The organism is Saprospiraceae bacterium (assembly GCA_016714025.1).
In the GTDB taxonomy this organism is placed as follows: Bacteria; Bacteroidota; Bacteroidia; order Chitinophagales; family Saprospiraceae; genus Vicinibacter.
Map to the genome: position 1 here is coordinate 2,476,324 of JADJOB010000002.1, position 19,481 is coordinate 2,495,804.

The window sequence follows — 19,481 nt, forward strand, 5'->3', positions numbered from 1 at the left end:
GTATGTTTGTTAGTCTCGCTTAGTAAATTTTTGAATCTGAGTACCTGACTTTAAAAGATAAATACCGCCAGGAACATCTTGTAAATCTATTTCTAGAACACGGTCCAATTTTAATTCTTGAATTAAAATGCCATAACTTGAAAATAATTTTAATGGGTGGATTCCAGATGCAGTTGTCTCTACAATTAAAAACTGAGAAGCTGGGTTTGGATATAATTTTAATACAGGAGGATCTAATTTATCAGTTGCTGAAACCAGGTCATTGCTTTTGTTAAATGTAGCTTCTTGAATTACAAAATTACCTGTACCATTGGGATTTCTGGCATAACTCAGGTCTTGAATTTGCTCATAATAGATTATTTTATCAACTTGTGTTGCATTTGAGTCAAGCAGATATAGTTCTTCTCCCGATGCAGAAAGTTTAAAATTTGCGTGCATTCCCGTTTGTTTGCCATCTTCATCAGCCCAAATGATTAAATAGGATTGCGGAAGAATTTTTGTCCCAGCAGGAAATCGAAACTTATCAAGATTTGTTGAATTGTCTGTTAAGATCCAATTACTAATATCTACCGTATCATTTGATTTATTAAATAATTCAATCCAATCGTCATATTCGCCGTCCTGATCGGCAACGGTCTTCGTATTGGAGGCCATGATTTCATTGAGTACGATTTGGTTTGAACTGGATTGGATCAGATTTACCTGATAAATATAAACATCATGTTCAGCACCTTCGGGCATATAGGAGCATGTTCCTTGTGTATTGTTAGCAATGGCTTCGATGTAATAACGCACAAAGACTCCATTGGGAAAAGGTGGTATAGTGCCTCCATAAATTCCATCCCCCGCTATTCCATCATCATGCAATCCATCATCAAACATTTGACTGACATTAAAATAGCCATCGAAACCCGGTGCATAGTGTAGATTCACCCGTTTTACGCCATTTGTTTTGTTAGTTATTTTGGCATTGATTTGAACAGTTTGTGTTTCGTCAGGAGTTTGATTCAGGACACCATTTGAAGAAGCGTTAATCGCTTCAATCGTGCACCCTATTTGTTTGAATTCAGAGTTAGCTTGTATCGTATTTCTTCTGTTGCGCATCCAGTTAATTAAATTGTTTTTCTCTGACTGAAATGCTTGATAGGTCATAAGTTTTTTTGGATCTGCTGCAACCAGACTATCTATAAAACTGTATTGTTTGTTTAATTGGGTGACAAAATTTGTTGAATCCAAACATTCTTTAAACATTGTTTTAAAATGAGCCAGATAGCGTTGTCTTAAAGATGGTACAGCAAACAATCTGTTACACAATGGAAATTTTGTATCTGCTTCTTTGAGAAAGATAGACCAGTTTGCAGTTTGACCAGACATCACTGAGTTAGCATCGTATTCTAAAGGAATTAATCGTTCGACATCTTTTTGATAGATTGCATAATAATCCATTCCACCTTTGTTTACATAGCTATCATCATCTCCAAACATAATTTCTTTGGCAATAAACCAGAGTGCTCTGTCTATATCTAAAACTTTTTTTAAGCTATCTTCCAAAAGAGCCAATGGTACTGTATTTAAAACTTTAGTTACTCGAGCTAAATCTGACCAAGGATTTTCTAAGGTAGTATGTTTCAAGGTATAGTTTGGCTTATATGCGGTGGTATCGTCACCTAAATAATTGAGTGTGGAAGTTCCGGCACCAAAACCTCCTCCTCCTCCGGGACCTCCGCCGCTTGTGCGTTCACATCTCCAACGCGATCCTTCATTACTTAAGAACCATTCTTTTACATAATTACCATCTAAAGCTTGTACATTCGGATAGATACCCCAATCCTGGTTATTAATGTACAGATGAATGTAATTTGCTTTAAGTGAGCTTGAAAACGGGCGTGTAATGTTTTCATAAAAGACTTCACGCATAAAACTATTGTCTTCAAATGAATTGTTGAAGTTTAACGTTTCATATCCTTTTAAATCTTGAGTTGGATCAAGAAAATCCATGGTGATATTAAATGATTTTTTTTGTCCTGTCACCCGTTGATACGAAGTTTGGCCTTTAAAACGAACGCCTACATTGGGAAAAGTATCTCCTTCCATAATGAGGGTTGCTGGAATATCCGTTTTCGACTGGTAATTGGCAGTGAGTAATGCCCAGTAATCTGTTTGATCAAATTTCAAATCGATGCGTCTTATTTTGTTTGGATTGTACAATCCTTCAACTGCCTGACTTCCTGAAACTAGCCTTTTTGAATCCGGACTAAAAGTCATTTCAGATGGCAGTTTTTGCGATTTGATTTCTAAACAAACCACACTTAAAATCAAAATGATATTAATCTTCATTTACAAGTAATTATATAATTTCTTCGTCAGAGCGTAAGCTGAGTCTGACGGTTTTAACATGTTCAATAGTAGATAAATCTTTAACGATGGTAAGTTCATCAGAAGTTGGGAGCTGTGAAATTTCCCAATTGCATTCTTTCTCAATTTTTCCCAAATTAGAGATTGTATCCATTCGCAACAAGTTTGCAGCTATATTTTTAGATTCAAGATAATCAAAGACTTTACTAACACTAGTACGATCAACGGATTCAAAGGTGACCCGTAAATTGTATGATTTTTTGATATATTGCTTTAGGGGAGAAATGCTTAATAAAAAGGCAAGGGTACAAAATAGCAGCGTGCCGTAAAATGCAATGTTAAACGCAAAAACTCCGCACGAAATACCCAGTGCCAGAGAAGCAAAAATAAAAATCATATTTCGTGGCTGTGAAATATTGGTTCTGAAACGAATCATGGCCAGCACACCGAGCATTCCGAGCCCTCGGCCAATACTATCTCCAATTGCTTGTGCAACGATGGTAGCAATGATTGCACCAAGGATCATTGATTGTATAAAATGACCAGGTGAGCGATTGTTGGTACTCGTTTTTTCATATGTAAATGAAACAAACGTTGCCAATACGAAGCTCATTAGCAAAGCATATACGACAGATAAAATGGAAGGATTATCTGTATTAATATCAGAAAGTGAAAAATCAAACATTTTGTAAAACTAATGAATCCCTGGTATCCCTCAGATTAGACTGGTAAACTATTTTAAAGTTTAATTGGATCCTCTTATTTAGCAAGTTTTTAGCCCTGGCATGTAATACAACCTTCCTCCATGCTACAGCTTTGACCTTCTATAAGTTGTTGCTCAGTTTCGGTGGCTGCAAACATTTCCTGGAGTTTTTCTGACTTAAGGCTTGAAAGATTGTCAATCTTTTCGGGCCTAATCTCAATAATTTCAACTTGCTCAGTCACTTCCACAAATTTCTTTTGGTGTTTCTCACTTAAAGTAAATTTAATCGGATCGACTGCTGATTTAGTTCGCAAGTAATACATGCCTGTTTTTAATCCTTTTTTCCAGCCATAGAAATGCATTGACCCCAATTTATTAACCGATGCATTTTCAAGGAATAAATTAAGACTTTGACTTTGGCAAATAAATGCTCCTCGATCTGCTGCCATATCGATGATCGATTTTTGGCTTAACTCCCAAACCGTTTTATACAGTTCTTTCAATTTAGTTGGAATGGAAGGTATATTTTGAATTGAGCCATTGTTAAACATGATCATCTCTTTCATTTCTTGGTTCCAAAGTCCGAGTTTAACCAGATCTTCCAATAAATGTTTATTGATCACGATATATTCACCGGATAAGGTCCTGCGGGTGTAAAAGTTTGAAGTGTATGGTTCAAAGCATTCGTTATTGCCGAGAATTTGAGAAGTACTAGCAGTAGGCATCGGAGCAAGCAATAAACTATTACGAATTCCATATTTCATTACCTCATTGCGTAATGCATTCCAATCCCAACGATTTGTATCTGGTTCTACACCCCACATATCAAATTGAAAGATGCCCTGGCTCATAGGAGAACCTGGAAATGTTTCATAGGCACCGTATTTCTTGGCTAATTCACAACTTTCACTTACTGCGGCATAATAAATGGTTTCAAAAATTTCACGATTTAATTGCCTTGCTGCTTCGCTGTCAAATGGCATGCGCATTAATATAAACGCATCGGCCAGACCTTGTACGCCTATACCAATTGGACGGTGGCGAAAATTTGAGTTGCGAGCTTCAGGAATCGGATAATAATTAATATCGATGATTCGATTTAAATTTCGAGTAATTACCCGGGTTACTTCTACAAGTTTATTAAAATCAAATGTTTTGTTTTCAATGAATTTTGGTAAGGATATAGAAGCCAGATTACATACGGCAACTTCGTCTGGTGCAGTGTATTCAATAATTTCTGTACAGAGATTTGATGAACGAATCGTTCCTAAATTTTTCTGATTTGATTTTTTATTACAAGCATCTTTATATAAAATATAGGGTGTGCCGGTTTCTATCTGACTTTGGCATATTTGATACCAGAGATCTTGTGCTCGTACAACTTTTCGTGCGCGTCCTTCGGACTCATATTGATGATAGAGTGATTCAAATTCTTCGCCATATGTATCATAAAGTTTTGGCGCTTCGTTTGGACAAAACAGAGACCATTCTTTGTCTGCAACAACCCGTTCCATAAATAAATCTGGAATCCACAGTGCATAAAATAAATCGCGTGCGCGCATCTCTTCTTTCCCATGATTCTTTTTGAGTTCGAGAAAGTCCATTATATCAGCATGCCATGGTTCGATGTAAATTGCAAATGCTCCTTTGCGTTTACCGCCTCCCTGATCTACGTAACGTGCAGTATCATTAAAAACCCGAAGCATTGGAATAATTCCATTTGAACTTCCACCGGTGCCCTTGATATAACTGCCTTTTGCACGGATGTTATGAATGCTTAAACCTATTCCCCCGGCGGATTGAGAGATTTTTGCGCAACGACTTAATGTTTCAAAAATGCCGGAGATTGAATCATCTACCATACTTAAAAGAAAGCAGGATGATAGTTGAGGTTTTGGAGTGCCTGCATTAAATAGTGTGGGTGTAGCGTGGACAAACCATTTCTCTGACATCAGATTATAGGTTTCAATGGCGGTATCGATTTCTGAACCATGAATACCGATTGCAGCGCGCATTAACAGATGCTGTGGCCGTTCCACTACTTTCTTATTCGCTTTTAATAAGTAAGAACGTTCCAGTGTTTTAAATCCAAAATAGTCAAAACTATAGTCGCGATCATAAATAATAGCTGAATCCAATTTGTCCGCATTGTTACGGATCACTTGAATGGTTTCATCACTTATTAATCCGGCTTTTTGATTTGTCATGGGATCGATGTAATTGTAAAGCAATTCCATCGTTTCAGAAAATGACTTATTGGTATTTTTATGAAGATTTGATACAGCAATTCGGGCAGCAAGTATAGCATAATCCGGATGTATTGTAGCCAGACTTGCAGAAGTTTCTGCCGCCAGATTGTCTAGATCTGAAGTTGTGACTCCATCAAAAATTCCTTGTATAACTTTTTTTGAAATTTCTATTGGATCTACAAAATTGCTATCCAGACCATAGCAAAGTTTTTTTACACGAGCGGTTATTTTATCAAAACTGACTTCTTCGCGTTTGCCGTTACGTTTGAGTACTTGCATCTTATTAAAATTAAAACAGTAAAAGGGTTAAAAAAAAAATACTTAAAAGTCTTCGTCTATCGAGAATACCTTCGGAGCATGGCCACCAGTGGCTACCCCTGATTTTTGGTATTCTGACACCCTTTTTTCAAAGAAATTGGTTTTACCTTGCACGGAGATCATCTCCATGAAGTCAAATGGATTTTGTGAATTGTAAACTTTAGTATTACCCAAAGCTACTAAGAGGCGGTCAGCAACAAACTCTATATATTGACACATCAAATTTGCATTCATACCAATCAGGGCGACCGGTATGGCCTCAGTAATGAAATGTTTTTCAATTTCAACTGCATCTTTGATGATTGCTTCGATTGTCTCTTTTGGAAGTTTGTTGACAATATGTTGATTATACAATAAACAGGCAAAGTCGCAATGCATTCCTTCATCGCGAGAAATTAATTCATTGGAAAAGCTTAAACCAGGCATTAGGCCCCGTTTTTTTAACCAAAAAATACTACAAAATGAGCCACTGAAAAAGATTCCTTCTACCGCTGCAAATGCGATTAACTGTTCGGTAAAACTTCCGTTTTTAATCCAACGTAATGCCCAATCTGCTTTTTGGCGAACACATTCTAAATTTTCAACAGCATGAAACAAGTAGTTCTTTTCCGTTTGGTCTTTGATATACGTATCAATTAATAATGAGTAAGTTTCTGAATGGATATTTTCCATCATGATCTGAAACCCATAAAAGAATTTGGCTTCAGGGTATTGAACCATCCGAACCATATTCTCCGCAAGATTCTCATTGACGATCCCATCGCTGGCTGCAAAAAAAGCAAGAACGTGTTTAATGAAATGTTTTTCATTATCATTAAGCAAATGATTCCAATCTTCAAGGTCCTGGGAAAGGTCAATTTCTTCAGCAGTCCAAAAAGAAGCCTCAGAATTTTTGTAAAATTGCCAGATATCTGAATGTTTGATCGGAAAGATTACAAATCGATCGGGATTTTCGACGAGGATAGGTTCTGAACGGTGATTCATTGGTTCTTGTTGTTTGAGTTGGCTAAACTGTAAGGTAATTGTGGTTCAAAAGTATTTAATTGTCATTATTATATAATAAAAATTTAGATATATTTTTTAATAGTATTTATAATAAATTGTAAAACAAATATTTAGTAGAAATATTTTTTTTAAAACGCCTTAAAATTCATATTATTAAAAAAACATATATCTAGCTCAAAAATACAGTAACAATCAGCCGATGTCCTTTGAAATTTATCAACATATTGTGGAAAACTTTAATAAGATTGTGGAATAGTGAATTTTACAAAATGTTAATAATTGCTTCTTTTGTTGAAAACGCATTAAAAATGTGGAAAATATGTAATTAATTAGAATGCAATTCAAAATATTAAATACTATTTTTTAATATGTTATGCATATTTGCAAATAATTCATAATTAGAGCAGACCGATTGAAATTCTACAAGTACTACCTGTTTAATAAGCCTTTTGGTGTCTTGTCTCAGTTTTCTAAAGAGCAGCATGACCAAAAAAGCCTCAAAGACTACTTAAATGTACCCATAGACGTCTACCCCGTTGGCAGATTGGATAAAGATAGCGAAGGGCTTCTGTTATTAACAAATGACCCATCCGTCAATTCGAAAATCCTGCATCCAAGCAATAAACTGCCTAAAACCTATTGGGTTCAGATTGAAGGCAAACCAGATAAACTGAAACTTCAAAAATTAAAAGCAGGAGTAAAAATCAAAATAGATGGAAGTCTTTATTTAGTTAAAGCGCTTACTATCAAAATTTTAGATCCTGATCCGGTAGTAGTTCCGAGAGATCCCCCGATTCGATTTAGAAAAACAGTGCCCGATAGCTGGATTGAAATCAGCATCGATGAAGGTAAAAATCGTCAGGTAAGACGCATGCTAGCAGCCATTGGATATCCAGTTTTGAGGCTGATCAGAATTTCAATAGGTAAACTCCAACTACTTGATTTACAGTCTGGTAAATCTAAAGAAATCATTAAAAGTGAATTGATGGGTAGTCTAAAATAGATTACTTTACGATGTATAAAAGTTCTTTTGCACATTTTACCACCCGGGCAGCATTTGGTAAATATTCAGTAACCATCGTAGGAGCATATCCCAGTGAGGTATCAGCAGCATTGATTCTTGCGACAGGTGCATCCAGATAATCAAAAGCCCGTTTTTGCACTACATAAGCTAATTCAGCAGAAATTCCTGCAAACGGCCAGCTTTCGTCAACTACAATTAATCGATTTGTTTTCTTAACCGATTGAATTACAGTATCATAATCCATCGGACGGATCGTTCTCAAATCAATTATTTCGGCAGATATTCCTTCTTTTTCTAATTCTACAGCAGCTTGTTTGATCACTTCCATCATTTTATTGAAAGAAACAATGGTAATATCTGTGCCCGTTCTGCGGATTGCAGCCTTCCCTATTTCGACCAGGTATTCCTCTTCCGGAACATCTCCCTGCAAGCCATAATAAGACTCCGATTCCATAAAACAGATCGGGTTATCATCCCGGATGGCAGCCTTCATCAAACCTTTAGAATCGTATGGATCGATGGTTGAAATCACTTTCAAGCCTGGGCAATTTCCCAACCAACTTTCAAAAGTTTGGCTGTGTTGTTGAGCTAATTGACCAGCAGCGCCACTTGGGCCTCTAAAAACAATCGGGCAACCGAATTCCCCGGAAGATTGTGATAAGGTTTTGGCTGCATTATTTACTATCTGATCAAAAGCAAGTACGGCAAAATTCCAGGTCATAAATTCAATAATAGGTCGCAAACCGTTCATGGCTGCACCAACGCCTATACCTGCAAATCCCAACTCAGCAATTGGCGTATCAATCACCCTTTTGGGACCAAACTCATCCAACATTCCTTTGCTCACTTTATAAGCACCATTATATTGGGCTACTTCTTCTCCCATTAAAAATACATTGGGATCTCTCCGCATTTCTTCGCTCATAGCCTCTCTTAATGCATCTCGCAATGTGATTAACCTACTCATAAATTATAAAATGTCTGCAAAAATAGCAATAAATTAGGATTGCTAAAGGAGCTGGCACCAGCCGGATATCCATTTAAACCAAATCAATTCCACCAAAATTTCCGCTGCCCATAAAGACAATCACGTCAAATTCAGATTGAATGGCATGAATGGTTTGTTCCAAGCTGGAACTGGTAGTGCATATCAGAATTGACTCATTGCCAAAAGATTGTTTAATAAATTCTGGATCCAAGGCTTCTTTGTTCTTAATTTCTAATGCCTTATGATCAAAATAGATTATAGCTTGATCCATTTCATTTAATGCTTGATCGTATTGCGGCAAAAAATCTTTTGATAAACTGCTATAGGTATGCAATTCAACAACGGCTAGAATCTTTTGAGTATTAAAATGGCGTCTGAGTGCATTGGAAGCTGCTCTGACTTTTGAAGGAGCATGTGCAAAATCGCGGTATCGGAGCTGGCCTTTTTGGTTACTCAATAATTCCATACGTTTAGAAGCTCCTTTAAAACTTTGGAGTGCATGGCCAACTTGATCCATATCCAGTTCAAGTATTTGACAACAGGTCAATACTGCCTGTATATTTTCAAGATTGTGATTGCCAAAAATTAATAAAGGGTACCAATTTCCTGCAATTGATATTGACACCTGGGTTCCAATTTGTTTAAAATCGCAAGCCTGATAAGGATGATTTGTAGCAATCAATGAGGAATCCATTACTATTTTATTTAAAGCAGGATCTGTTTTGCAATAGACCAGGTGTGCATTTTCATTCAAAGTTTGGATACGGTTTATAAACGTATTTAAGTAGGAATCAAGCGTAGGAAATACATTGAAATGGTCCCATGAAATCCCAGTAACTACCTGAATATAGGGATTAAAATGATCAAATTTAGATCGTTTGTCTAAACAGGAACTTAAGTATTCATCCCCTTCCACAATTGCAAACGGTGCATCTGAAATGGAGACCATCTTATGAAATCCTTCTAATTGAGCACCCACCAAATAGTCGAAGGGAATGTTGAGTTGTTTAAAAACATGCATGAGCATCGCCGTGGTTGTGGTTTTACCATGACTTCCAGAAATCACAATTTGCTTCTTTTCTTTAAACAAACCGCCAACATATTGTGGGAACGATTGGACAGGGATCCCTAATTGTAAGCTTCGGATTAATTCAGGATTATCAGCTTTAGCATGCATTCCGAGGATAACAAGGTCGATTTCAGGACTAATTTTTGACTCCTGCCATCCCTCCTCAGAGGGCATAATTCCCGCATCGGTCAATCTTGAAAGGGCAGGTTCGTATATTTGATCATCGCTTCCAGATACCTGATGTCCTAAATCATGCAATGCCAATGCTAGATTATGCATAACACTGCCTCCGATGGCAATTAAATGGATTCTTGACATTAAAGAAATTTATAATATGATGTAAACATAATTTAATTTTGTAAAATATTCTATCTTTGCTATCCGTTTTGGAAGTATTCCATCATTTCTAAACTGGTTAACATGAAAATTCAAAAAAAATCAAACATCATTCTGTGCTTAGCCGGATTAGCTATGCTTTCCCTGACTTCATGTAATAGAGGTTATGGATGCCCATATGACTTTTCCGCTTTAAAAACCGGGATCAATCATTTGACCGGCATAGTAGAGTTTGTTGTTGCATTTTTCTAAGTAGTAGGTAGAAAAATACAAGAACCAGTCTTAGTTTAAGGCTGGTTTTTTTATTGTAATGGGAGAACGACGTGTAATTCAAACAAACGATGGCAGTTCATCTGTAATAGACTCGTTCTTGAATGCCAGTTTCCATTCTGTACATGGGGCTCTCACTGAAAGCAATCATGTTTATATCAATTCAGGATTAAGCCAATTTCAAAATTCATTGGAACCGATTCGAATATTTGAATTCGGTTTTGGAACCGGATTAAATACATTCTTGAGTTTTATATTTGGCCATAAGCATGCTATTTCTATCGCATACACAGCAATTGATTCCCATATTCTGGAAAATGACTTGGTTTCCCAATTGGATTATCCAAAACATCCTTTGCTCCTTCCCTATTCCGATTCCTTTTTTTTGATTCATCAACAGGACTGGAACCAAACCATGCAATTAAGTCATGGTTTTAGTTTACATAAAATTAAATCAGATTGGAATGCCTATGTTCCGGATGAAATTAATGTTTATGATTTAGTGTTTTTTGATGCTTTTGGTCCTGAAGTACAGCCAGAATTGTGGGATATAAATTCACTGCAAAAGATTTATAGCATGATGAAACCAGGTGGTATTTTATGTACTTATTGTGCAAAAGGCTCCGTCAAGCGATTGCTAAAGCAAATTGGATTCGGACTCGAATCACTGCCCGGGCCTCCCGGAAAACGGGAAATAAGCCGGGCGATTAAATTGTAGTTCTTGTTTTTTTAAATATTATTTTTAGAACGCATTGCAATGCATATGATGTTATAATGCGATACAAAACGAATTTTATGAAATTCGCTTTGTTATTAATAGTTTTGTACAAAATATACTTTATGAGTTTAGATTCGATTTTAGGAGTTGGTTCTCGTGTTAAGCACCCGGCATTTGGAGATGGCGTTGTAATAACCATAGATGTTGCAGCTTACCAGGTTTGTTTTATGCAATTTGGAATTAAATTGGTTGGAAAAGATTATCATCAATGGGAAATTGTTGATCGAATAGAGCCAACTGAGGCAATTACGTTTACAGAAGCAGAAAAATCATTATCCAGAATCCTTCGCGCATGGTCTGATGTTTCTGAAATCACACCACTGGGAGATAAATGGAAAGGAGGCTTAATGATATTAAAGCCGGGAGAAGTTGGATTAAAAGAGAAAGAAATTCCAATTGATCAGTTTTTTCATAAAATCGTAATGCTCAGAGACCGTTTAAGGGTAATGGAACAACGTATTAATAGCAGTTTACTCACCGATGAAGAAAAAGTGAATCTTCAACAATATATTACCAGAATCTATGGTAGCCTCACAACCTTTAATGTATTATTTAGACATAAAGAGCATCAGTTTGTAGGCGAAAAAGGAGACAAAGAATGAATCTTGTAAGTTGTCTTTACTGCCTGGGGTGCTGCATTTTTATTTCATCTTGTATTTCAATTCCAAACCAACATACGAGCTTACCACCCGGGAATTGGAGAGGCTTAATCTATATCAATGAATACAGCAATGTCATTGTAACGGAAGGAAGGAAAGAAGTTATTTCCAGAGATGTTGCGTATGAAGAAAAGTCTTTGTTTATCCCTTTTAATTTTGAAATCAAAGAGGATTCATTGCATCAATTGCAAATGGTTGTAAAGAATGCAGATGAGCAAATTATATTTAACCAGATTGAAATTGGAAGAGATCCAAAAACAGGTGATGATACATTTCGAATCAATCTTGCTCCATATGATGCATGTCTAAAAGGTGTTTTTCAAGAAGATAAATTACGTGGATATTTTGTTGTACTTGACAAACCCAATTATTTTATGCCTTTTGAAGCGCATTATGGTCAAGTGCATCGATTTAAAAAACTGCCAAATCCCGTTTCAATAAACATCGGCGGCACTTACCAAGTCATGTTTACAGATACAACAGGCGATTCATTTGCAGCTATTGGAGAATTCGAACAGACTGGAACTAAGGTTAAGGGAACCTTTAGAACCGAAACCGGTGATTTTCGGTTTTTACAAGGGGAAATTGATTCTACTAAATTGATGTTATCTTGTTTTGATGGTTCCCATGCTTTTTTATTTAATGCAATAATGGAAGGTGATAGCTTAACAGGAAAATTCTATTCAGGAAAACATTATTATGCAAATTGGGTTGCACACAAAACTACATCACCTCGTTTACGAAGTGGAGATTCAATCAGTTTTGCAAAAATTCCTGAAAAGGAGTTTAAATTTAAATTTATGACTCCCGATTCTCAATGGATAAATTTTAATGATGAAGCGTACAAAGATAAAGTTAAAGTGGTTCAGGTATTAGGTTCCTGGTGTCCAAATTGCAGAGACGAATCTGAATTTATAAATAAATATATAAACAACTTTCCACAAGAAAATTTGAAATTTGTAGGATTAGCTTTTGAAAGAAAAGGAGATCCGCAAAAAGTTATGAATCGGATTGCTTCATACAGTAAAAGTTTGAAACTAAAATATCCAATTGCATATGGTGGTATTGCAAATAGAGATACTGCAGCCAATGTTTTGGGTAATTTGAATGGTATTTTTGCTTTTCCAACAACTTTATTTATCGACAAACGAAATTATATTTATAAGATTCATACCGGGTTTGATGGTCCTGCTACGTCTCAATTTGAAAATTATAAAAAGGAATTTCATGAAACCATCGAATTTTTACTTAATCAAAAATGAAGACCGTATTAATTACAGGAGCCAGTTCTGGTATAGGTAAAGCTTGTGCGCAGGTATTTGCGAAGGCTGGCGTTCAAAATCTTATCCTTTGTGGCCGCAGAATAGAACGTCTCAAAGCATTAAAGGAAGAAATACTAAATAATAATTCTTTAGAAATCCATATTCTTTCATTTGATATCAGATCCTTTACTGAATGTGAACAGGCATTAAACTCATTGCCTCAAGAAATGGACCCAATAGATGTGTTGATTAATAATGCAGGATTAGCCAAAGGATTGGATTATATACATGAAGGAAAGCTTGAGGATTGGGAGACCATGCTGGATACAAATATTAAAGGGTTGTTGTATATCACAAAATTGGTATCGGCTGAAATGGTGAACCGTAAATCAGGACATATAATTAATATTTGCTCAACTGCTGGAAAAGAAGTTTATCCAAAAGGCAATGTTTATTGTGCAAGCAAATTTGCTGTAGATGCATTGACAAAAGCCATCAGACAAGATTTAGTTTCATTTGGAATCCGTGTAAGTCAAGTTGCGCCAGGACATGTTGAAGAAACAGAGTTTGCCTTAAACCGTTTTGACGGAGATATTGAACGATCCAAGATATATAATGATTTCAATCCGTTAAAGGCTGAAGATGTTGCAGAAACAATTTATTTTATTGCAAGCAGACCAGCGCATGTCAACATACAGGATGTCCTTATGATGGGAACTCAACAAGCTTCTTCTACATTAATAGTTCGCAATGGCAGAACATTTGATGTTTAGAAACTTAAATACACCCTAGCAAACTATCGATTTTAAACGCATGTTCTTTCAAATTCCATTTGTATGAAAGGCAAGGTTAAAATTATTTCATCTATTATCTAAAATTGGAAATCCTTAAATTTTAATAGGATTTATATTTTAACAAAGCTTGAACTGCCCACCTGTTTATTGCCACGGTAACTAATAAAGTAAATTCCTTTATTAAATGATGAAATATCAATAGTCAAATCGCCTTCCTTTGATTTTACACCAAGCCACACGGATTGTCCAAATTGATTGCATATATTAATTTGCATAGCGGTGAGTAAGTTGGTATTTGAAATTGTTATTTTATTGCTAGCTGGATTTGGCATTATTGAAATAGACAAAGCAGGTAAATCATCCTTTGTTTTAACAAGGGTCCTTAAAATATTTTCTAATGGAAAACTCATGATTGATTTACCAAACGTACCAGCTATTAAAGTTTGCTCTGACTCGTTAATTTCTAAATCATAGACTTCAATATAAGGCATGTTGTCCCCTACCCGCAACCAGGTATTGCCAGCATCCACACTTGCATATACTCCAATGTGATTTCCAACAAAAAGAATTGAATCTTTATTATCAGGATACACCAAGAAATCATACACGGGTAAATTTGGCAAATCACCTTGTATGCTACTCCAACTCAAGCCATTGTTTGTCGATTTATAAACATATGCATTAAAATTATTGCCCCGGTGACCACTCAAGCTTGCATAAAATGTATTTGTATTTAGATACGATGTTTTTACGGAAGTAATATAGGCAGCGGGTAAATTGCTAGATACATTTGTCCATCCTTTGTCAAATTGCTTCGTCATCCATACGTTTCCGTTCACGGTGCCAGCAATTATTATGTTGCTATCAATGGGAGATTGATCTAAGGTGGTAATACTGGGACTGGACCTCGAAGGATACCGAGCAACGGATACCAAATTTGGACTGATTGCTGTCCATGCGGCAATGGTATCTATTGGGTTAACATAAATTTGACTTGATCCGGCAATGAGTTTTTGTGAATTAAATCGACTGATCATGTATGGGAAATCCCAATTTTTATTTCCGCCTAAGCCTCTGGTAAAACCTCTCCAGTCGCCATGATAATATTGTTGCAACGCACCATTTTGATATTCTGCATAAAATATGGTAGGATCTTCTTTGCCAAATGCCATTTGAAATCCATCTCCACCATAAATCCTGTCCCAATTACCAAGATTAAATTTATTTCCTGAAGTGGTGCCGTTGTCTTGCAATCCACCATAATATAAGTCTTGCTCGTGTAAATTGTAGCCAACCCGGTAGATTTGATTCGTAGGAATATCCTCTAGATCAATCCAGGTATTTGTTGCTTTAATGTATTTATACAAGCCTCCATCTGTTCCCAATAAATAATCCCCATTTTTATAAAAAGCCATTGCATGTTTGTCTGCATGTACATCCACGGATCCATTTCTTGGTGTGGGAATAATCCAATTAATTCCACCGTCGTCAGAATAAAACAATTCAATTGCCATAATATACAATGCATTTGGATCATCAGGTGCAACAGCAATGTTCTGAAAATACCATCCAAATCCTCCGGTATCCCCGCATTCAAGTCCGGAAGATGGTGCTAGAGATGGAAGTTCAGTCCAATTTTCACCCGTATCCGTTGATTTATAAATAGCAAATAGATTATTGGTTACTGAATTGTCGCATCGGTATGTTCTAATGTAGCGTGCATATAAAATATTTGGGTTGCTTTTCGAAATTGCAAGAGCGATACGACCATTTAAACTATCGGAAGGTAAACCGGAAGTTAGTTTTTTCCATGATTGACCTCCATTTACTGATTTGAATATTTGACCGTCTGGTCCGGATACAACGCCTCTATTATTTAAGCCCAATTTATTCCAGCTAACAGCAAACAAGGTTTGAGGATCATTCGGATGCATTACTAAATCTGTAATACCGCTAGAATCGTTTGTATAAAGTACTTTAATCCAATTTTGGCCACCGTCGGAAGATTTATAAATTCCTCGGTGTTCATTTTTTTGATAACTGTATCCTAGAGATGCAGCAAAAATCGTTTGAGGATTTTTATAGTCAACAATAACTTTTGAAATAATTCTGGTTTCACTCAAGCCAAGATGGATCCAGGTTTTACCATTGTCAATGCTTTTATAGATTCCATTTCCTTGTCCACAATAGAATCCACCGTTTGGATCTCCTGTACCGATATAAATAGTATTTGGATTTACTGGATCTATTTCTATACTGCCGATATATAAGTTTGATTCTTGGTCAAAAATTGGAGTCCAATTTTTTCCACCATCTAAAGTTCTGTAAGCACCCCCGTGAGAAAATCCAACGAAAATAATATTTTCATTTTGGGGATTCATCGCGATCGTGTTGATGCGGCCTCCCAGATTGCCGGGGCCTTGCGTGGTCCAATTTCCAGGAATTAAAACAGGAGCAGACCTGTTGAGATGAATAGAATTTTTAAGAAATTCAATTTCTTGTTCCCTCGCAGCCAAAAACGATGGAGTGGCTTCACCAACCTTATCCAGAAAATACAGATCATCTGGTGGAATCGTTTCTGCAGGTTGTGCATTCATTTCATTCACTTGCTTTTGAGTACAGGAATTACCTAATAAGACAATTCCTAAAAGGATAATTATATAATATCGCATTAGTTGCATTTATTGATTTAAAAAATCTTTGGATTGAGTTGCTTCAGAAGGTTTAATTCGGCCACTTACGACCAATCTAAATTCCCTGCGAACGCCAGCTTCTTCATATAATTTTTGTTCGAGTTCAGTTTCTGGAATCACTGTCGGAATAGATTTTGGTTTCATGGTCCGTTCATCCAATGCAACAAAGGTAAAAAAAGCCTGATTGGACTTATGTGCATGATTTTGTAAAACACCTCGTGTAAACACTTCAAGAAAAACTTCAACTGAAGTATTGAATGCCCTGGTGACGCTTGCTTTAATATTCACAACATCCCCTAATTTTATAGGCTCCTGAAATGTTAAATGATCTACTGAAACAGTTACAACATGAGCTTCGCAATGTTTTGCAGCACAAATAGCTGAAGCGATATCCATCCATCTCATTAAGTTACCGCCCATCAAATTTCCCAATACATTTGTATCGTTGGGTAAGACCAATTCGTTCATTTCTGTAAGAGATTCTTTTACCGTTTTAGTTTGTTCTATCATGAAATTATATTAAGATTAAAATGCTTGACAAAGTAATGGATAAATATGACTTTAACTTCTTCAAGTTGGACAATACGTCCTAATTCACGTGATAATGAAGTGACTTCTTTTTGTTGTGGATCAATGCCACAAGGTATTATGTAATTAAAATAATTTAAATCCGTATTGATATTAAAAGCAAGTCCATGCAAACTGACCCATCGACTTAGATGAACGCCTATTGCACAAATTTTACGGGGTTTTTTATCAGGTTCAACAATCCAAACACCGGTTAGTCCATCAATTCGACAGGATTTTACTCCAAATTCCGAAAGGACATCCATGACCGTTTGTTCGAGTAATCTGACAAATTTATGGACATCCGTAAATAAATAGTCCAAATCAAGGATTGGGTAGGCTACCAACTGACCTGGGCCGTGGTAGGTGATGTCTCCCCCTCTGTTAATCCTATAAAATTTAGCCTGAATTGCATCCATTTCATGTTCTGCCTGCAATAAGTTGGATTCATCTCCAGATTTACCCAAGGTAAATACATGTGGATGTTCACAAAGCACCAAACTGTGGCCCGGGAAGGTTTCAGGCTGATTTCGTTTAATAAATATTAGTTTTTCATGAAGTTCGGTTTGATATTTCCAGGTATAATCATATTCAGAAAGACCTAAATCAATAACCCTTAATGCATGGCTTAAATTTGTTAAAATATTTTGATTATCAGGCAAGTAGTAGTATTTTTGATTAAATTTCTTATTATGAGAGCGAATTTACTGTTTAAAGCTATAATTCTCGTTTTAATTCCATTGTTTGCAGCTGCAAAAAAAGCACCTGATTTTGCAGTTACCGATCACAACAATAAGGTTCATAAATTATATGAAGATTATCTTAATAAGGACAAAGTAGTTGTAATAAAGTTCTTCTTTGTTGGATGTCCTCCATGTGCTTCAATTGCTCCGTACGTTCAATCTGCTTATGTTAGATGGGGTGCTGGGAATGGAAGAGTCCAGTTTTTTGAAATCAGCACCATGAAAGGGGACAATAATGCACTGATTAAAGGGTATCAGAATGGCAAAGGGCTCACATTTCCGGGGGTTGGTACTGATGGGGGTTCGCAAGCAGCCAGAGACCCCTATACCTCAGGATCTTTTGGCCCATGGTATGGAACCCCGACATTTGTGGTGATTTCACCGGATGGTGAAGTCAATTACAATGTGAATGTATCTATTGGTGACCAAAGCCCCTTGGATACTGCAATCGCCAGAGGGCTTCGGGTGAGTCATTCAGGAGGCGGATGTACCAAGGCTTTTTCAGTCAAAACTGTTACAGCAATTAAACCTGAAACCTATTATTTAGTGGATCTTCTAAATGGAAATCCAGCCCATGAAGTAAAAACAGGCATATACAATTGTGAATTTGCTTTGCCGTCAATTACAGATGGGTTTTATGTTATCCCTCAGATGAATCAGACTGACGACCCACTCAACGGTGTTACCACAGCTGATATCGTGCATATTCAAAGACACATCCTCGGATTGCAGCAATTAAATAATCTGCAACGTGCTGTTGCAGATGTAAATGCTTCCAGTACAATTACTGCAGCCGATGTTTCTGAAATCAGAAAACTTATTCTTGGTGTAACTACAGGATTTTCAAAACTCAATAAAACATTTGAAATTGTTCATAATCCTAAAGCAAAATCGGGTCCGATTACGGATCGGGTTTTATTGGATGATCTAGTAAGTGGTGCTGCGATTAATGAATTTGGAGTTGGTAAATTTGGAGATGTATCAGGAGCCAATTTATTTCAAAATGAGAATCTGGAAATCCGGGCAAGCCTTCAAGTGGATTTTTTAGTTGAATCTAACCGATTGGCCGATGGAACTTATGAACATCGTTTTTTTGCAGAAAAGGACTATAATCTTACTAGTTTTCAGTTTGAAGTTTCTGGTAAAGACGGCAATCTAATTAATTGTCTCCCCTCCTACTTGTTGAAACCTGAGCAATTTAAATCAAATACGAAAATTGGTCCCGGAGCCATTCGCTTTTTATGGAATTCCCAAACACGTTCTACGCTCATGCCTGCATATGAACCTTGGTTTTCAATTATTACAAAAAATGTCGATCGTTTGAAACCCAGTCACACTGGAGGATTTAGGTATGAATTTATATTTAATGACTTTAGTGAATTTACAGATCTTGTAACTGTAAACTATGTCCATACTGCTTTACCTGGTACCAATGTAGAATTGTATTACAATCAATTAAGCGAACTTACAATCAGTTCAAACGAACATATTCTTGGATATACATTGTTAAATTTAAATGGGAACTGTTTAAAATCAGCAACATTAAAGGTGCCTGTAAAACAAGAAATTATTTCATTACCCTTTGTGCAAGCAGGTATTTATTTTATTTCGATCCAAATGCAAAATGGTGCAAAGATTACAAAACGATTTTTGAAATACTAAAAAACG

At 36.3% G+C, this 19,481-nt stretch carries 16 protein-coding genes; 7 read left to right on the top strand and 9 right to left on the bottom strand.

The features are described 5' to 3' along the window. Positions 1–9: 9 nt before the first annotated feature. The 4 genes from IPJ80_13155 to IPJ80_13170 form a co-directional block, all read right to left on the bottom strand. Complete coding sequence (locus tag IPJ80_13155) at positions 10–2,337, bottom strand: CotH kinase family protein (protein MBK7914431.1); 2,328 nt, start codon at positions 2,335–2,337, stop codon at positions 10–12. Between the two features lie 10 nt (positions 2,338–2,347). Continuing rightward, positions 2,348–3,040, bottom strand: coding sequence for a DUF4956 domain-containing protein (locus IPJ80_13160; GenBank protein MBK7914432.1), 693 nt, complete (start codon positions 3,038–3,040; stop codon positions 2,348–2,350). A gap of 89 nt (positions 3,041–3,129) precedes the next feature. Next, positions 3,130–5,586, bottom strand: a complete 2,457-nt coding sequence (locus tag IPJ80_13165) for a ribonucleoside-diphosphate reductase subunit alpha (GenBank protein MBK7914433.1) — start codon at positions 5,584–5,586, stop codon at positions 3,130–3,132. Between the two features lie 42 nt (positions 5,587–5,628). After that, positions 5,629–6,609: a ribonucleotide-diphosphate reductase subunit beta gene (locus IPJ80_13170; GenBank protein MBK7914434.1), complete on the bottom strand. Its 981-nt coding sequence runs from the start codon at positions 6,607–6,609 to the stop codon at positions 5,629–5,631. A 433-nt stretch (positions 6,610–7,042) separates the two neighbouring features. Between IPJ80_13170 and IPJ80_13175 the strand changes: the two genes are divergently transcribed. After that, positions 7,043–7,633, top strand: a complete 591-nt coding sequence (locus tag IPJ80_13175) for a pseudouridine synthase (protein MBK7914435.1) — start codon at positions 7,043–7,045, stop codon at positions 7,631–7,633. Between the two features lies 1 nt (position 7,634). On the opposite strand, the gene IPJ80_13180 is transcribed toward IPJ80_13175, so the two are convergent. Both IPJ80_13180 and IPJ80_13185 read right to left on the bottom strand, forming a co-directional pair. Then, on the bottom strand, positions 7,635–8,621 hold the full coding sequence (locus tag IPJ80_13180; protein MBK7914436.1) for a pyruvate dehydrogenase complex E1 component subunit beta: 987 nt from the start codon (positions 8,619–8,621) through the stop codon (positions 7,635–7,637). A 73-nt stretch (positions 8,622–8,694) separates the two neighbouring features. Beyond that, on the bottom strand, positions 8,695–10,029 hold the full coding sequence (locus tag IPJ80_13185) for a peptidoglycan synthetase (protein MBK7914437.1): 1,335 nt from the start codon (positions 10,027–10,029) through the stop codon (positions 8,695–8,697). A gap of 102 nt (positions 10,030–10,131) precedes the next feature. Between IPJ80_13185 and IPJ80_13190 the strand changes: the two genes are divergently transcribed. The 5 genes from IPJ80_13190 to IPJ80_13210 all read left to right on the top strand — a co-directional run bounded on the left by IPJ80_13190 (position 10,132) and on the right by IPJ80_13210 (position 13,789). Beyond that, on the top strand, positions 10,132–10,299 hold the full coding sequence (locus IPJ80_13190; protein MBK7914438.1) for a hypothetical protein: 168 nt from the start codon (positions 10,132–10,134) through the stop codon (positions 10,297–10,299). Between the two features lie 58 nt (positions 10,300–10,357). Next, a complete protein-coding gene (gene mnmD, locus IPJ80_13195) occupies positions 10,358–11,035 on the top strand; it encodes a tRNA (5-methylaminomethyl-2-thiouridine)(34)-methyltransferase MnmD (GenBank protein ID MBK7914439.1) in 678 nt (225 codons plus the stop codon). 122 nt (positions 11,036–11,157) lie between these two features. After that, on the top strand, positions 11,158–11,697 hold the full coding sequence (locus tag IPJ80_13200; GenBank protein ID MBK7914440.1) for a hypothetical protein: 540 nt from the start codon (positions 11,158–11,160) through the stop codon (positions 11,695–11,697). Further along, positions 11,694–13,016, top strand: coding sequence for a TlpA family protein disulfide reductase (locus IPJ80_13205; GenBank protein ID MBK7914441.1), 1,323 nt, complete (start codon positions 11,694–11,696; stop codon positions 13,014–13,016). The genes IPJ80_13200 and IPJ80_13205 overlap by 4 nt, the downstream gene beginning before the upstream one ends. Next, a complete protein-coding gene (locus IPJ80_13210; protein ID MBK7914442.1) occupies positions 13,013–13,789 on the top strand; it encodes an SDR family NAD(P)-dependent oxidoreductase in 777 nt (258 codons plus the stop codon). The genes IPJ80_13205 and IPJ80_13210 overlap by 4 nt, the downstream gene beginning before the upstream one ends. Before the next feature lie 131 nt (positions 13,790–13,920). On the opposite strand, the gene IPJ80_13215 is transcribed toward IPJ80_13210, so the two are convergent. Genes IPJ80_13215 through lipB form a run of 3 tightly spaced genes read right to left on the bottom strand, consistent with a single transcriptional unit; the run spans position 13,921 to position 17,714 of the window. After that, positions 13,921–16,482, bottom strand: a complete 2,562-nt coding sequence (locus IPJ80_13215) for a T9SS type A sorting domain-containing protein (protein ID MBK7914443.1) — start codon at positions 16,480–16,482, stop codon at positions 13,921–13,923. A 9-nt stretch (positions 16,483–16,491) separates the two neighbouring features. Continuing rightward, the gene (locus tag IPJ80_13220) at positions 16,492–17,013 is read right to left on the bottom strand and encodes an acyl-CoA thioesterase (GenBank protein MBK7914444.1); all 522 of its coding nucleotides are present in this window, start codon (positions 17,011–17,013) and stop codon (positions 16,492–16,494) included. Next, a complete protein-coding gene (lipB, locus tag IPJ80_13225) occupies positions 17,010–17,714 on the bottom strand; it encodes a lipoyl(octanoyl) transferase LipB (protein ID MBK7914445.1) in 705 nt (234 codons plus the stop codon). The genes IPJ80_13220 and lipB overlap by 4 nt, the downstream gene beginning before the upstream one ends. A 48-nt stretch (positions 17,715–17,762) precedes the next feature. Between lipB and IPJ80_13230 the strand changes: the two genes are divergently transcribed. After that, on the top strand, positions 17,763–19,475 hold the full coding sequence (locus IPJ80_13230; GenBank protein ID MBK7914446.1) for a redoxin domain-containing protein: 1,713 nt from the start codon (positions 17,763–17,765) through the stop codon (positions 19,473–19,475). The last annotated feature ends 6 nt before the right edge of the window (positions 19,476–19,481 follow it).

What these genes read in the sequence shown, in the direction of transcription:
- IPJ80_13155 (MBK7914431.1), bottom strand. Translation starts at nt 2,337, where the DNA reads ATGAAGATTAATATCATTTTGATTTTAAGTGTGGTTTGTTTAGAAATC.
- IPJ80_13160 (MBK7914432.1), bottom strand. Translation starts at nt 3,040, where the DNA reads ATGTTTGATTTTTCACTTTCTGATATTAATACAGATAATCCTTCCATT.
- IPJ80_13165 (MBK7914433.1), bottom strand. Translation starts at nt 5,586, where the DNA reads ATGCAAGTACTCAAACGTAACGGCAAACGCGAAGAAGTCAGTTTTGAT.
- IPJ80_13170 (MBK7914434.1), bottom strand. Translation starts at nt 6,609, where the DNA reads ATGAATCACCGTTCAGAACCTATCCTCGTCGAAAATCCCGATCGATTT.
- IPJ80_13180 (MBK7914436.1), bottom strand. Translation starts at nt 8,621, where the DNA reads ATGAGTAGGTTAATCACATTGCGAGATGCATTAAGAGAGGCTATGAGC.
- IPJ80_13185 (MBK7914437.1), bottom strand. Translation starts at nt 10,029, where the DNA reads ATGTCAAGAATCCATTTAATTGCCATCGGAGGCAGTGTTATGCATAAT.
- IPJ80_13190 (MBK7914438.1), top strand. Translation starts at nt 10,132, where the DNA reads ATGAAAATTCAAAAAAAATCAAACATCATTCTGTGCTTAGCCGGATTA.
- mnmD (MBK7914439.1), top strand. Translation starts at nt 10,358, where the DNA reads ATGGGAGAACGACGTGTAATTCAAACAAACGATGGCAGTTCATCTGTA.
- IPJ80_13200 (MBK7914440.1), top strand. Translation starts at nt 11,158, where the DNA reads ATGAGTTTAGATTCGATTTTAGGAGTTGGTTCTCGTGTTAAGCACCCG.
- IPJ80_13205 (MBK7914441.1), top strand. Translation starts at nt 11,694, where the DNA reads ATGAATCTTGTAAGTTGTCTTTACTGCCTGGGGTGCTGCATTTTTATT.
- IPJ80_13210 (MBK7914442.1), top strand. Translation starts at nt 13,013, where the DNA reads ATGAAGACCGTATTAATTACAGGAGCCAGTTCTGGTATAGGTAAAGCT.
- IPJ80_13215 (MBK7914443.1), bottom strand. Translation starts at nt 16,482, where the DNA reads ATGCGATATTATATAATTATCCTTTTAGGAATTGTCTTATTAGGTAAT.
- IPJ80_13220 (MBK7914444.1), bottom strand. Translation starts at nt 17,013, where the DNA reads ATGATAGAACAAACTAAAACGGTAAAAGAATCTCTTACAGAAATGAAC.
- IPJ80_13230 (MBK7914446.1), top strand. Translation starts at nt 17,763, where the DNA reads ATGAGAGCGAATTTACTGTTTAAAGCTATAATTCTCGTTTTAATTCCA.